Here is a 13,069-nt window from a genome sequence, read left to right as displayed (position 1 = left end):
CATTTTGGTCCGAGTGGCACTGCCACACGAGACGCGCACCGAACCGCGACTCGTTAGGCTTGACCAATGAACGCGTGCCCCTGCCAGTCGGCAGAAACCTACGAGGACTGCTGCGCTCGGTTCCACCGCGGCGACGCACTGGCTCCGACCGCTGAACGGCTTATGCGTTCGCGCTACAGTGCCTATGTCCTTGGCGAGACCGAATACTTGTTGAAGTCGTGGCATCCGTCTACTCGGCCGACGAGTCTTGAGGTCGATCCAGATGTGCGCTGGTACCGTCTGGATATTGTTGCCCGCACAGGTGGCAGCATGTTTGATGCTCGTGGCACTGTGGAATTTCGCGCGCACTACCGCAGCGACGGTGTTGCCGATCAACAACATGAGAACAGTATGTTCGTGCGGGAGAACGGCGCCTGGCTCTACGTCAACGCGGTCTAAGCATGCAACGCTCAACGAAAGGCTGAGGAGAACCGGTGAACTACATACTCTCAATTGACCAGGGAACCACGAGCACCCGGGCGATCATCTTCGATCACGATGGCACGCCGGTCACCTCTGGTCAGCTCGAACACAAACAGATCTTTCCGAAAGCTGGATGGGTCGAGCACGACCCCATCGAGATTTGGAACAATACTCGCGAAGTCATCGGCCAAGCACTTTCCAAAGCAAATGTGACCCGCCACAGCATCGCAGCCGTAGGCATCACCAATCAGCGGGAAACCGCCATCATCTGGGACCGTGCAACCGGCAAGCCCGTCTACAACGCAATCGTCTGGCAAGATACCCGCACGCAAACCATCATCGACCGCATCGCTGCTGGCGATACCGACAGGTTCAAGAAACTCACCGGGCTGCCTCTCGCAACCTACTTTTCGGCATCCAAAATTGTGTGGATGCTCGACAACGTCGATGGAGTACGCGAGCGTGCCGAGGCCGGCGAGCTCGCTTTCGGAACCCCAGACACGTGGGTGCTGTGGAATCTCACCGGAGGCCCAGACGGTGGGGTTCACGCCACGGATGTTACGAACGCCAGCCGAACGTTACTCATGGACCTCGAAACTCTCTCGTGGAGCGCCGAAATACTTGCAGAACTCAACATTCCCGCATCACTGATGCCCGATATTCGTAGTTCTTCCGAGGTTTACGGCACCGTTTCAACTTCTAGCCTGCTGCGCGAAGTGCCCGTCGCGGGAATACTCGGCGACCAGCAAGCTGCCACGTTCGGACAGGCCGCTTTTGACGCTGGCGAGTCCAAAAACACCTACGGCACCGGAAACTTTCTCCTCACCAACACCGGAACTGACATCGTGCACTCCGCGAACGGACTCATCACGACCCTGGCCTATCAACTCGGGGATGAGTCCCCTCGCTACGCCATTGAGGGCTCGATAGCAGTGACAGGGTCACTCGTTCAATGGTTGCGTGACAATCTCGGAATCATCGCTCGTTCAGAAGACGTCGAAGCGCTCGCGGCATCCGTCGACGACAACGGTGGTGTCTACTTTGTTCCCGCGTTTTCGGGCCTCTTTGCCCCACATTGGCGACCGGATGCTCGCGGTGCGATCCTCGGGCTCACGCGCTTCGCCAACAAGGGCCATATTGCGCGTGCAGCACTGGAGGCCACCGCGTTCCAGACCAGTGACGTCGTCGATGCGGCAAACTCGGATGCCGAAGTCGCAATGACTGAGCTTCGGGTTGACGGCGGGATGGTCGCAAATTCTGCTCTCATGCAGTTTCAGGCGGACATCCTCAACATGCCCGTCATACGGCCAGTGGTGGCAGAAACTACGGCACTGGGTGCGGCCTATGCTGCCGGACTAGCGGTCGAATATTGGAGCGGGCTCGACGAGTTACGTGACAAGTGGAGCGAGGGTGAACGTTGGGAACCGCAGATGGCGGATGACGAGCGCCAGCGTCTCTTGCGCAATTGGAAGAAAGCAATCTCCAAGACCCTCGATTGGGTCGACGAAGACACCGACTAGCTCCCCTTAGCGGTTGGTCGCCGCGACCCATTCGTCGAGTTTCGCACTCGCTCGCCCAGAGTCCACGAGATCTTCTGCGCGGTCGAATTGCTCTTTCAACCGTGCAAGAAGGGGCCGCTGGCTCTGTTCTGGTTCTTGAGCGAGCGTGAATGACGCAAGCCCTGCGGCCGCGTTGAGCAGTACGACATCACGAGCTGGCGACTTCTCCCCCGCCAAGACTGAGCGAATAACGTTCGCATTGTGCTCGGGGCTTTCGCCAAGAAGAGCCTCGATGGGTGCGCGCGGGATGCCGAGCTCAAGCGGATCAAGATCATGTTCGGTCACGAAGCCTCGCGACACTTCCCAGACGTGGCTGTGGCCAGTCGTTGTGAGTTTGTCTATGCCGTCATCCCCGCGGTAGACGAGCGCGGTAGCGCCGCGAGTTTGGAAGACACCGACGAGGAGACTGACGCGTTCGCGGCTTCCGACGCCGACGGCAGACGCTTGCGGGCGGGCGGGATTGCACAGTGGGCCCAAAATGTTAAACAGAGTGGGGATGGCAAGTTCGCGACGTGTCGGTCCGGCGTGGGCAAACCCGGGGTGAAACAGCGCCGCATAAACAAACGTGATCCCCACTTCGCGCAAAACTTCGGCAACCCGTTCTGGGGTGAGGTCAAGGTTCAGGCCCAAAGCACTCAGAACATCGGATGCTCCGCTCTTGCTGCTCGCCGCGCGGTTCCCGTGCTTAATGACGGGGACATCTCCGGCTGCCGCAATGATCGATGCCACCGACGAGATGTTGAGAACCGCTCCATAGGGATCTCCGCCGGTGCCGACAATATCGAGGGCCATGGGGTCGACAGGGAGTGGAAGAGCGCTAGCGAGGGCGGCATCCCGGAATCCTACGATCTCATCGACAGTCTCGCCTTTGATCCGGAGGGCAATCAGCATCGCGGCCAACTGTGCCGAAGTAGCTTCGCCGTTCATCACAGACTTCATTGCCCACTCGGCTTGGCTGATCGATAAATCGTTTCCCGAGACGAGAGAACTAAGGATTTCGGGCCAAGTTGGGGTAGATGCCATAAAGGAAATCCTACCGATGCTGTGCGACTGGCCGCGGATTGAAAAACGAACCCTGAGATATCAGCCATAATAGGTAGGTGACCACAGCTGCCCTCAATCGCTCGCTCGGAGCCCAGTCTGTCCAACGACCGAACACTGTTGCGGTCGGTACCATCGTCTGGCTCGGAAGCGAGGTGATGTTCTTCGCTGGCCTCTTCGCCATTTACTTCACTTTGAAGTCCACTTCGCCTGGATTGTGGGCGGAACAGGCTGAGAAGCTCAACGTACCGTTTGCCACCACGATCACGATCGTTCTTGTGCTTTCGTCGGTGACCTGCCAGTTTGGCGTGTTTGCTGCGGAGCGCATGCAAGTGCACCGCACCGGCAAGCTCTTCGATGTGCGCAAGTGGGGCATGACTGAGTGGTTCTTCCTCACGTACGCCATGGGCGCTGTGTTCGTCACCGGTCAGGTCTTCGAATACGCAACGCTCGTCTCTGAGCACGTCAGCTTGTCAAGCGACTCCTACGGCTCGGCCTTCTACATCACCACCGGATTCCACGGGCTCCACGTAACTGGCGGCCTCATCGCCTTCCTGCTCGTTCTTGGGCGCGGATTCGCAGTAAAGACCTTCGGCCACAAAGAAGCAACGACCGCGATCGTTGTTTCGTACTACTGGCACTTCGTCGACGTAGTCTGGATCGGCCTCTTCCTCATCATCTACGTGCTCAAATGAGAAACGGAAATAAAGTAATGGCCACATCGGCAGTCCGAGCGTCTCGCAGGTCACGACCTGCTGGTCGACGTCACCCTCTTGCGACCGTAGCGCTGCTCCTCGTCGCTCTCGTCGGAACTGGTGGCGCTTACGCGCTCTTCACTTCGAGCGCGACTGCAGAGACCAGTGCCTCGGCTGAATCGCTGGTCGAAGAAGGCGGAAAGCTATTCGCAGCAAACTGCGCAACGTGCCACGGGCTTGACCTTGAAGGCACTACTCAGGGGCCCACCCTGATTGGGGTTGGCGCTGCAGCCACTGACTTCCAGGTGGGAACCGGCCGTATGCCGCTCGCCGTTACCGGTCCTCAGGCGGAGAAGAAGCCTGTCCAGTTCACCGAAGAGCAAATTCTCGCGTTGTCAGTGTTCGTAGCATCGCAGGGCCCCGGCCCCGCCATCCCCGCCGACATGTACCTCACAGGCGAAGGCTACGACGTTTCCAACGGTGCCGAACTGTTCCGCATCAACTGCGCGATGTGCCACAACGTTGCTGGTGCCGGTGGAGCACTCACCGAGGGCAAGTTTGCCCCGTCCCTAGCTGGTGTAACACCGAAGCACGCCTACGAAGCAATGCTCACCGGCCCGCAAAACATGCCCGTGTTCAACGACACCAACCTCTCCCCTGAGGAAAAAGCAGACATCATCACGTACCTGAAGTACCTCGATGAGACTCCTTCGGTTGGCGGCTTCACGCTCGGTTCACTCGGCCCTGTTTCCGAGGGTCTGTTCATTTGGATCTTTGGCCTTGGCGCGATCGTGGCAATCACGGTCTGGCTCACGGCTAAGTCAAACTAGTTAGCGACCGCTTCACAGCGGACGGTTGAAGGGATAAGAATGGCAGACGACCACGGCGATACCGCCGGCAGCATGGCTGCGGGTAAGGACGTCGCGCAGCACAGCGCTACTGCACACGATGCAGGCACCGCTGTCGTCGCAACCGACGAAGTACCCAACCCGGGGTTCCCTCCGTACCGCCCGCGGGTGACGGATCTTGACCCCAAGGTTGACAAGCAGCAAGAGCGTCGAGTCTCAGCGCTATTTTTCCTTTCCATCATTGGTAGCGTTCTCGCTGTAGCGGCGTACATTGCGTTCCCTATCGAGCCCGGCAATATGGACTCGGTTCGCAACAACACGATGTTCCTCGGACTCGGAATAACTCTCGGACTCCTTGGCATCGGCGTCGGTGCCGTTCACTGGGCCAAAGCGCTCATGGAGGGGCACGACCTCGTTGAGCAGCGTCACAGCACTCGAGGTAGCGAAGAAACTCGCGCCAAGGCCGTCGAAGTCTTCACCCTGGGCAACAAGGAATCAGGCTTCGGCCGTCGCACCTTGCTGCGCAACACCCTCATCGGCGCTCTTGTCGTTACGCCGCTGCCTGCAATCGCGCTGTTCCGTGACCTGGCACCCGCGGATGATCCGGTGAAGCTCCTCAAGCACACCTTCTGGGAAGAGGGAATGCGGCTAACGCGCGACCCCAGTGGCACCCCGATCAAGGCTTCCGACCTCACGATTGGTTCAGCGTTTCAGGTCATCCCTGAGGGAATTAACGACTCTGAACACCGCATTGAGGAAAAAGCAAAAGCCGCCGTACTACTGGTGCGCCTCAAGCCAGAAGATCTCGAAGTCTCCGAGGGTCGCGAAGACTGGAACTACGACGGAATCGTCGCTTACTCCAAGATTTGCACCCATGTCGGATGCCCGGTCGCGCTCTATGAGCAGCAGACCCACCATTTGCTATGCCCCTGCCACCAGTCGCAGTTCGACATCAAGCGCGAAGCAGCAGTTATCTTCGGGCCAGCAAAACGTCCACTTCCGCAATTGCCGATCACGGTCGACTCCGAGGGCTACCTCATCGCACAGAGCGACTTCCGTGAACCCATCGGACCAAGCTTCTGGGAGCGCAAGCTATGACAACCACACCCACCCAGGACGCACAGTCAAAGTCGCGCGGACAGCGCTTCACTTCAGCTGCCGCGAACTACATTGATGAACGCACGAGCATCTCGGGCCTCGTCAAAGAGGTCGGTCGCAAGATCTTCCCCGACCACTGGTCGTTCATGCTCGGCGAGGTCGCTCTCTACAGCTTCATCGTCATTCTGCTCTCAGGCACATTCCTGACGTTCTTCTTCGAAGCGTCCATGGTTGAAGTTCACTACGAGGGTTCCTACGCACCGCTCAAGGGAATCCAGATGTCTGCCGCGATGGCATCGACTCTCGATATTTCATTCGATATCCGCGGTGGACTGCTCATGCGCCAGGTGCACCACTGGGCAGCGCTGCTGTTCGTGGCTGCTATCGGACTGCACATGCTCCGGGTGTACTTCACCGGCGCGTTCCGCAAGCCGCGTGAGATTAACTGGTTCATTGGCTTCGTGCTCTTCATCCTCGCGATGGCTGAGGGCTTCACCGGCTACTCGCTCCCCGACGATCTACTCTCCGGCAACGGACTTCGCATCATTGATGGAATGGTGAAGGGAATCCCGGTTATTGGTACCTGGATTTCGTATCTGCTCTTCGGTGGGGAATTCCCCGGTGTAGATATCGTGAGCCGCCTGTACATCCTGCACATCATGCTGCTGCCGGCGATCATTATTGCTGCCCTCGGCGTCCACATGCTGTTGCTCGTGATCAACAAGCACACGCAGTTTGCTGGTCCGGGCCGCACCAACGACAACGTCGTCGGTTCGCCCGTAATGCCCGGTTTCGCGGCGAAAGCCGGTGGATTCTTCTTCATCGTCTTCGGTGTCATCACCTTGATCGCGTCGACGTTCTCGATCAACCCGGTGTGGGTCTATGGACCCTACGACCCCTCCCCCGTCTCTGCCGGTACTCAACCCGACTGGTACATCGGATTCGCCGACGGCGCCCTCCGGCTTATTCCACCAGGGTGGGAGACTGAGTGGTTCGGATTCACGTGGTCGTTCAACATCATTGTGCCGCTCGTCGCCCTCGGACTGTTCATCGCTGTCGTGGCCTTCTACCCCTTCATCGAGGCTTGGGTTACCGGCGACAAGCGCGAGCACCACATCGCTGACCGTCCGCGCAACGCTCCTACCCGCACTGCGATTGGTGCAGCAGGAGTCACGTTCTACGCCGTCCTGTGGGCTGCGGCCAGCTCGGACTTGATAGCAACGCACTTCAAGCTCTCGATCGAGGGCGTTATCCACTCATGTCAGGCTCTGCTCATCTTCGGACCGATCATCGCTTACTTCCTCACGAAGCGAGTTTGCCTTGGTCTGCAGAAGAAGGACCGCGAAATCGCGCTCCACGGCTACGAGTCAGGTCGAATCGTGCGCCTTCCGCACGGTGAATACATTGAGGTCCACGAGCAACTCGACGAGTACGAACGTTGGAAGCTTGTTAACTTCACCGACTACAAGCCGCTGACGATCCGCCCCAATGCTGACGGCAAAATCACTGGTGGCCAGCGCCTCCGTGCCTCAGTTTCGCGGTGGTTCTTCGAAGACCGAATCGCTCCCGTATCTCAGGGTGAGATCGAACAGTCGAAGGACGCGCACCACTAAGCGTTCCTCACACGAACGGTTGTGGGCCTTGTCGGATACTCTCCGTCAAGGCCCACAGTCGTTTAACGCGGCGGTGTAAAACAAGACGGCAAGTGCGGTATTCCACGGTGCCGTTATGAGTCATAGTCAAAGCCACCGTGCTCTGCTGCGCTCTGTGATGCAGCGTGGCGCGTGGTACCGGGGTTCGGTTACTCGGTCGGTCCAGCCCATTCACGAGGTTCGCTCCCCCGACGTTGTGCAGCGCCAGAGCAAATTTGGCCGTGGAGGCTAGCTAGGTCACAGCCGCTACTCGGTCTCTCATTGCGTCCTCGGAGCTGCCTAAACGCCAGTGAAGAGGCGGAGCGCTGCACGGGACGCTTACTTAGAACCACCAAAATAACTACGGGTGGCGAAGCTTTCCCTAGGGGGCAAAAAGCGTTCTAGTCGAAGACTCGCTTGAGGAAGTCAGCGGTCGAGCGGTAGCCGATGCGTTCAAAGAAGTCTGCGGATCCACGGCTCGGAACTGTGAGCTGACGTACTCCGCGTTCCAGGCACACTGCCTCTACAGCTTCAACGAGACGCGTGCCGATGCCGGAACTTTGGACGGTTCCATCCACAACAAGTTCTTGCAGCTGCGCTGAGCTGCCGTTGGTGTGGAGAAGGTGCGCGATAGTTGCGAAGGCATACCCCACGACGCCGACCTCGGGGTGTTCAGCGACAAGCATGAGTGTCGTTGCACCATCGTCGACCGCGTGCGAGAAGCTCGCATCAAATGCGGCACGGTCCGGAGCGTACTCAGTACCTAGCTGCTTCAGTAACTCAAATACTGAGCCCGCATCGGCAGCGGTGGCAGAACGTATCTGCACTGTCTTAGCGTGCGAAGTATCCGCGGTAGTACTCATACGTCCACCCTACGAGGCTTACGATGAGAATTCCGCCACCAATGAACGAGATCCACGGTCCGATTGCGACGCCCAAGAAGACGAGCGAGACGGATGCCGCGAGAACGATTGGCCACCAGCTCCAGGGGCTGAAGTGCCCTTGCTCGGCATCGCCGTCTTCGATGTTGGCATCGAGGCGGTCTTCTGCGAGCTCGCCACCCTGTGCATCATGCACCTTACCTAGGTAGAAGGCTATTAGCGCCCACAACAGGCCGCTGAGGAGCAGCGAGATGGTTCCCACCCATTCAACGCGCTGATGAGCCTGGTCGATGAGCGACCAACCGGTGTACAGCGCGGCCAGGACGAAGAAGAATACGGTGAGAATCCAATAAAGCTTGACGTTAGCCCTCATGAGCTATTTCACCTTCTCATCTGCAAGATCATAAACCGGCGCTTCGGGGGCATCTTTGCCTGGGCCAATGCCCACGGGGATACCAGCTTCAGGGTGGTTCAAGTCGAATGCCGGGGATTCGGAACGAATTCGTGGGATCGACGTGAAGTTGTGCCGTGGTGGCGGGCAGCTTGTCGCCCACTCGAGTGAACGTCCGTAGCCCCACGGGTCATCGACGGTCACGCGCGGCGCCTTGCGAGCGGTGATGTAGACGTTATAGAGGAACGGGATCATCGACACGGCAAGAATGAACGCGCCGATAGTGGAGACCTGGTTCATCCATGTCACGCCATCCTCTTCGAGGTAGGTGCGGTAACGACGCGGCAGGGCGACAACGCCGGCCCAGTGCTGAATGAGGAAGGTCGTGTGGAAGCCGATGAAAAGCAACCAGAAGTGAATCTTTCCGAGACGCTCGTTGAGCATTTTGCCGGTCCACTTGGGCCACCAGAAGTAGAATCCGCTAAACATCGCGAAGACCACAGTTCCGAACACAACGTAGTGGAAGTGTGCAACCACGAAGTAGGTGTCAGAAACGTGGAAGTCGAGCGGGGGGCTAGCAAGAATGACGCCCGTAAGCCCACCGAATGTGAAGGTAACGAGGAACCCGATCGCCCACAACATGGGCGTCTCAAACGTAATTGAGCCTCGCCACATTGTGCCGATCCAGTTGAATATCTTCACGCCAGTCGGCACCGCAATGAGCATGGTCATGAGCGAGAAGAACGGTAGCAATACCGAGCCAGTCACGTACATGTGGTGCGCCCAGACAGTAACCGAGAGCGCAGCAATCGAAATTGTCGCGTAGATCAGGGTCGAATAGCCGAAGATCGGCTTACGGCTGAAGACAGGGAACACCTCGGAGACGATTCCGAAGAACGGAAGCGCGATGATGTAGACCTCAGGGTGGCCGAAGAACCAGAACAGGTGTTGCCACAGAATGACGCCACCGTTCGCGGGGTCATAAATATGTGCGCCGACAACTCGATCCGCTCCGAGACCAAAGAGAGCCGCTGCCAACACAGGGAACGCCATGAGGATGAGCAACGACGTCACAAGGGTGTTCCAGGTGAAGATCGGCATACGGAACATCGTCATGCCAGGAGCACGCATCGTAATGATGGTGGTGATGAAGTTGACCGCACCAAGAATGGTTCCGAAACCGCTCATCGCAAGTCCGAAGACCCACAGGTTGCCACCAATACCAGGAGAGAAGGTCGTGCTTGAGAGCGGAGCGTAAGCGAACCAGCCGAATGATGCCGCACCTTGAGGGGTGAGGAAACCTGCGACGGCGATTAGCGAACCAAAGCTATAGAGCCAGTATGCGAATGCGTTCAGGCGAGGGAATGCTACGTCAGGAGCACCGATCTGAAGCGGCATGATCACGTTTGCGAAGCCGGCGAAAAGCGGCGTCGCGAACATCAAGAGCATGATCGTGCCGTGCATCGTGAAGAGTTGGTTGTACTGCTCACCAGTAGCAACGACTGACAATCCTGGCTCGAAGAGCTGAGCTCGGATGACAAGCGCCATCACGCCGCCAAGAAGGAAGTAGAAGAAAGACGTGATCAGGTACATGTACCCAATTGTTTTGTGGTCAGTCGAGGTGACCCAGTTCACCAAGACATTGCCCTTATGTTCGACGCTCATGAGCCCTATTCCTCGTCGCTGCTGCCGTTGCCGGGCAAGTTTTGGTTCACGTTGTAATCAAGACCGAGCTGACCTTCATAGCCCGCTTCGCGCTGGCCTTCGATGTAGTCCTTGTACTCGGCGTCAGAGACGACCTTGACGGTGAAGAGCATGAGCGAGTGATATTCGCCACAGAGCTCAGCACATTTGCCCTGATACGTACCTTCCTTAGTCGGAATGAAGTACATGTAGTTGCTCTTGCCGGGGATCATGTCCTTCTTGTACAAGAAGTCGACGACCCAGAACGAGTGAATCACGTCGCGCGATTCAATCTTAATTTCAACCTTTTTATCGACAGGCAAGACCAACTGTGGCAATGAATCCACGTTGATTGTTCCATCGGGATTGAAGTCTGCTTGTACACCGGGGCTGTACACGTTGTCGTCGGTGTAGTTGAAGTCCCAAGCCCAACGCTTGCCGATTACCTCAATCGAAACATCGGGGTTTACCTCGACCTTTTCGATCTCAGCTTGGTCGCGAGCGGTGAAGGCAAAGAAGCCGATTACCAGGATCAGGGGCACGATCGTGTAGAAGATCTCGATCGGCATGTTGTAGCGCAGCTGAACAGGAAGTCCGGTCTGTCCGCGACGACGACGGTAAACCACGGCTGCCCAAATAATGAGCCCCCAGGTGATTACACCGACAACGAGAAGAACAATCCACGAAGTTACCCACAGGCCGATAATGCTGCTCGTGTGGTTGGTGACATCTGGGCCTCCGGGCAAATAACCCTGAAGTTGATCTGGGGTACAACCGGCCAAGACCAGCATCGTAACCAGAGCGATGGGAATCGCTGCCCATCGAATTCGGCGGTTAGAGCGCACCTGTGACCTCTCGAAGAACACGGACTAATACCTTTCCAGTGTATACGGAGCCAGACCCAGTAATGATTACCGGCTCGCCCCGCGCAAGCGAAAAGGTGCACCAAATCGGCGCACCTTCTCAAAAAAATACTGCGAAATTAGTGGAAACTGTCTCCGCAAGCGCAGCTGCCCTCTGCGTTGGGGTTGTCAATAGTGAAACCCTGCTTCTGAATTGTGTCTTCAAAGTCGATGCTGGCACCGTCGAGGTAGGGGACGCTCATCTTGTCAACGACAACCTCTACGCCGTCTCCGAAGTCAACGCTCACGTCGCCGTCGAGAATGCGCTCGTCAAAGTAGAGCTGATAGATGAGTCCAGAGCATCCGCCTGGCTGAACGGCCAAACGCAAACGCAGGTCGTCGCGACCTTCTTGCGACATCAGGCTACGAACCTTGTCGGTGGCGGCCTCGGTCAGCGCGACCCCATGGGCAGCAGTTTCAACAGCGGTTTCAGTCATGACGTAATTCTACGCCCGGCGTTCCAACTTTGCGAGCAGAAGCGCCTCGGTGAGGATCGCGCGTGTGAAAACACCCAAGTGCAGCGACTCATTCGGACTGTGCGCCCTCGATTCCGGATCTTCTACGCCAGTCACCAAGATTTGAGCCTCGGGAAACACCTCTACGAGGTCGGAAATAAAGGGAATTGACCCGCCTATGCCTGTCTGGAGGGGCTCATTGCCCCACGCCTCATGCATCGCGGCCGTTACGACGTCGACGGCCCAACCACTGGTGTCGACCAAAAATGGGCTTCCGCGATCGACATCAGAAATTTCCACGTGTGCGCCGAAAGGAGCGTGTGACTCGAGGTGGCTGCGTAGTGCGACGAACGCGTCATCCGGATCTTGCCCCGGCGCGATTCGCGCGCTCAGCTTGACGGTGACACTCGGAGTCAACGTGTTGGATGCATTCATGACCGTCGGAGCATCGATGCCAGTGATGGTAATCGACGGCTTGTTCCAGAGCCGACCGAGCACGCTTCCAGACCCTAATGATGAAACACCGTCGAGCAACCCTGCTTCGTGTCGCAGTTTCTCTTCGCTATATTCCGGCGTCTCTCCGTCGCGAGTGATCAAGCCTTCCACGGCGACCGAACCATCTTCATCGTGCAGGGTCGCAAGCAGTTTGATCGTTGCGAGCATCGCATCCGGTGCCGCTCCCCCAAACATTCCAGAGTGCGACGCATGAGCAAGCGTTGACACCGTCAATTTGAACGTGACGTTTCCGCGCAAGCCAACGGTGAGAGACGGGGTGTTGATATCCCAGTTGTCGGAGTCAGCCACCACGATGACATCGGCGGCAAGCTTGTCGCGGTTCTGGGTGATGAAATTCGCAAAAGAGCGTGAGCCGAATTCTTCTTCGCCCTCAAAGAACACAACCAAGCCGAGCTCGAAGTCAGTTCCTACCGTCTCGACAAAAGCGCGTATTGCCGCAACGTGGGCCATAATTCCGGCTTTGTCATCGGCGGCGCCGCGGCCGTATAAACGATCCCCGCGCACAGTCGGCTCGAATGGGGGCGAGTCCCAATCCGCATCCTGGCCGGGGGGCTGCACGTCGTGGTGCGCATATAAAAGAATTGTGGGCTTTCCATTTTTGGCCTTGCGGGTGGCGAGAAGCGCCGGGTGACCGAGAGTGTTTTCATCGATCGGCGCGCGCGCGAGTTCAACGCTGTCGAAGACACCGATACCGTCAATCAAGGCTTGTGCGGCCTCGGCACTGCGCTGAACTTGCGCAGAATCGAAACCATCCCAGGACACGGAAGGAATTCGCACCAACGATGACAGCTCAGCGATCGTTGCTGGCATAGCGGCGTTAACAGCCTCAGACAGTGAATCGAATTGCGGGTCAGGAGTCATCGACGGAGTCGTCGGCTGCGGCGTGTGAGTCATACGAGTAATCTTA

Annotated in this window: 13 protein-coding genes; 6 read left to right on the top strand and 7 right to left on the bottom strand. The window is 57.7% G+C overall.

The features are described from left to right. Nucleotides 1-66 precede the first annotated feature (66 nt). Both AC1ENN_RS06710 and glpK read left to right on the top strand, forming a co-directional pair. Nucleotides 67-438, top strand: a complete 372-nt coding sequence (locus tag AC1ENN_RS06710) for a YchJ family protein (RefSeq protein ID WP_480392111.1) — start codon at nucleotides 67-69, stop codon at nucleotides 436-438. 35 nt (nucleotides 439-473) lie between these two features. Further along, complete coding sequence (gene glpK, locus AC1ENN_RS06705; protein ID WP_480392110.1) at nucleotides 474-1,982, top strand: glycerol kinase GlpK; 1,509 nt, start codon at nucleotides 474-476, stop codon at nucleotides 1,980-1,982. Nucleotides 1,983-1,988: 6 nt separating this feature from the next. On the opposite strand, the gene trpD is transcribed toward glpK, so the two are convergent. Beyond that, on the bottom strand, nucleotides 1,989-3,044 hold the full coding sequence (gene trpD / locus AC1ENN_RS06700) for an anthranilate phosphoribosyltransferase (RefSeq protein WP_449646595.1): 1,056 nt from the start codon (nucleotides 3,042-3,044) through the stop codon (nucleotides 1,989-1,991). Between the two features lie 77 nt (nucleotides 3,045-3,121). Here trpD and ctaE point away from each other — a divergent pair, with 77 nt between their 5' ends. The 4 genes from ctaE to qcrB are packed head-to-tail and all read left to right on the top strand — an operon-like array spanning nucleotide 3,122 to nucleotide 7,316. Continuing rightward, nucleotides 3,122-3,757 (top strand): aa3-type cytochrome oxidase subunit III, encoded by a 636-nt coding sequence (ctaE, locus tag AC1ENN_RS06695; protein ID WP_449646594.1) that lies wholly within the window; start codon nucleotides 3,122-3,124, stop codon nucleotides 3,755-3,757. A 17-nt stretch (nucleotides 3,758-3,774) separates the two neighbouring features. Beyond that, nucleotides 3,775-4,587: a cytochrome bc1 complex diheme cytochrome c subunit gene (qcrC, locus tag AC1ENN_RS06690; RefSeq protein ID WP_449646593.1), complete on the top strand. Its 813-nt coding sequence runs from the start codon at nucleotides 3,775-3,777 to the stop codon at nucleotides 4,585-4,587. Between the two features lie 39 nt (nucleotides 4,588-4,626). Beyond that, nucleotides 4,627-5,703: a cytochrome bc1 complex Rieske iron-sulfur subunit gene (qcrA, locus tag AC1ENN_RS06685; protein WP_449646592.1), complete on the top strand. Its 1,077-nt coding sequence runs from the start codon at nucleotides 4,627-4,629 to the stop codon at nucleotides 5,701-5,703. Beyond that, the gene (gene qcrB, locus AC1ENN_RS06680) at nucleotides 5,700-7,316 is read left to right on the top strand and encodes a cytochrome bc1 complex cytochrome b subunit (RefSeq protein WP_449646591.1); all 1,617 of its coding nucleotides are present in this window, start codon (nucleotides 5,700-5,702) and stop codon (nucleotides 7,314-7,316) included. The genes qcrA and qcrB overlap by 4 nt, the downstream gene beginning before the upstream one ends. Nucleotides 7,317-7,735: 419 nt before the next feature. Here the strand turns inward: qcrB and AC1ENN_RS06675 are convergent, their stop codons facing one another. The 6 genes from AC1ENN_RS06675 to AC1ENN_RS06650 form a co-directional block, all read right to left on the bottom strand. Further along, nucleotides 7,736-8,197, bottom strand: coding sequence for a GNAT family N-acetyltransferase (locus tag AC1ENN_RS06675; protein ID WP_449646590.1), 462 nt, complete (start codon nucleotides 8,195-8,197; stop codon nucleotides 7,736-7,738). Next, the gene (locus AC1ENN_RS06670; protein ID WP_480406901.1) at nucleotides 8,166-8,588 is read right to left on the bottom strand and encodes a cytochrome c oxidase subunit 4; all 423 of its coding nucleotides are present in this window, start codon (nucleotides 8,586-8,588) and stop codon (nucleotides 8,166-8,168) included. Before AC1ENN_RS06670 ends, AC1ENN_RS06675 begins: the two co-directional genes overlap by 32 nt. A 3-nt stretch (nucleotides 8,589-8,591) precedes the next feature. After that, a complete protein-coding gene (gene ctaD / locus AC1ENN_RS06665; protein ID WP_449646588.1) occupies nucleotides 8,592-10,271 on the bottom strand; it encodes an aa3-type cytochrome oxidase subunit I in 1,680 nt (559 codons plus the stop codon). A gap of 5 nt (nucleotides 10,272-10,276) precedes the next feature. Beyond that, nucleotides 10,277-11,134, bottom strand: a complete 858-nt coding sequence (ctaC, locus tag AC1ENN_RS06660) for an aa3-type cytochrome oxidase subunit II (RefSeq protein ID WP_480392107.1) — start codon at nucleotides 11,132-11,134, stop codon at nucleotides 10,277-10,279. A gap of 137 nt (nucleotides 11,135-11,271) precedes the next feature. Beyond that, complete coding sequence (locus AC1ENN_RS06655) at nucleotides 11,272-11,628, bottom strand: HesB/IscA family protein (protein WP_009772096.1); 357 nt, start codon at nucleotides 11,626-11,628, stop codon at nucleotides 11,272-11,274. A 9-nt stretch (nucleotides 11,629-11,637) separates the two neighbouring features. After that, entirely contained in the window at nucleotides 11,638-13,056 is a 1,419-nt protein-coding gene (locus tag AC1ENN_RS06650; protein ID WP_449646586.1) for a dipeptidase, read from the bottom strand. Nucleotides 13,057-13,069: the final 13 nt, after the last annotated feature.

Source organism: Rhodoglobus sp. G.S.23 (assembly GCF_056675935.1).
Note: the sequence above shows the minus strand (reverse complement) of the source record. Positions and strands in the feature narration are given on the sequence as shown.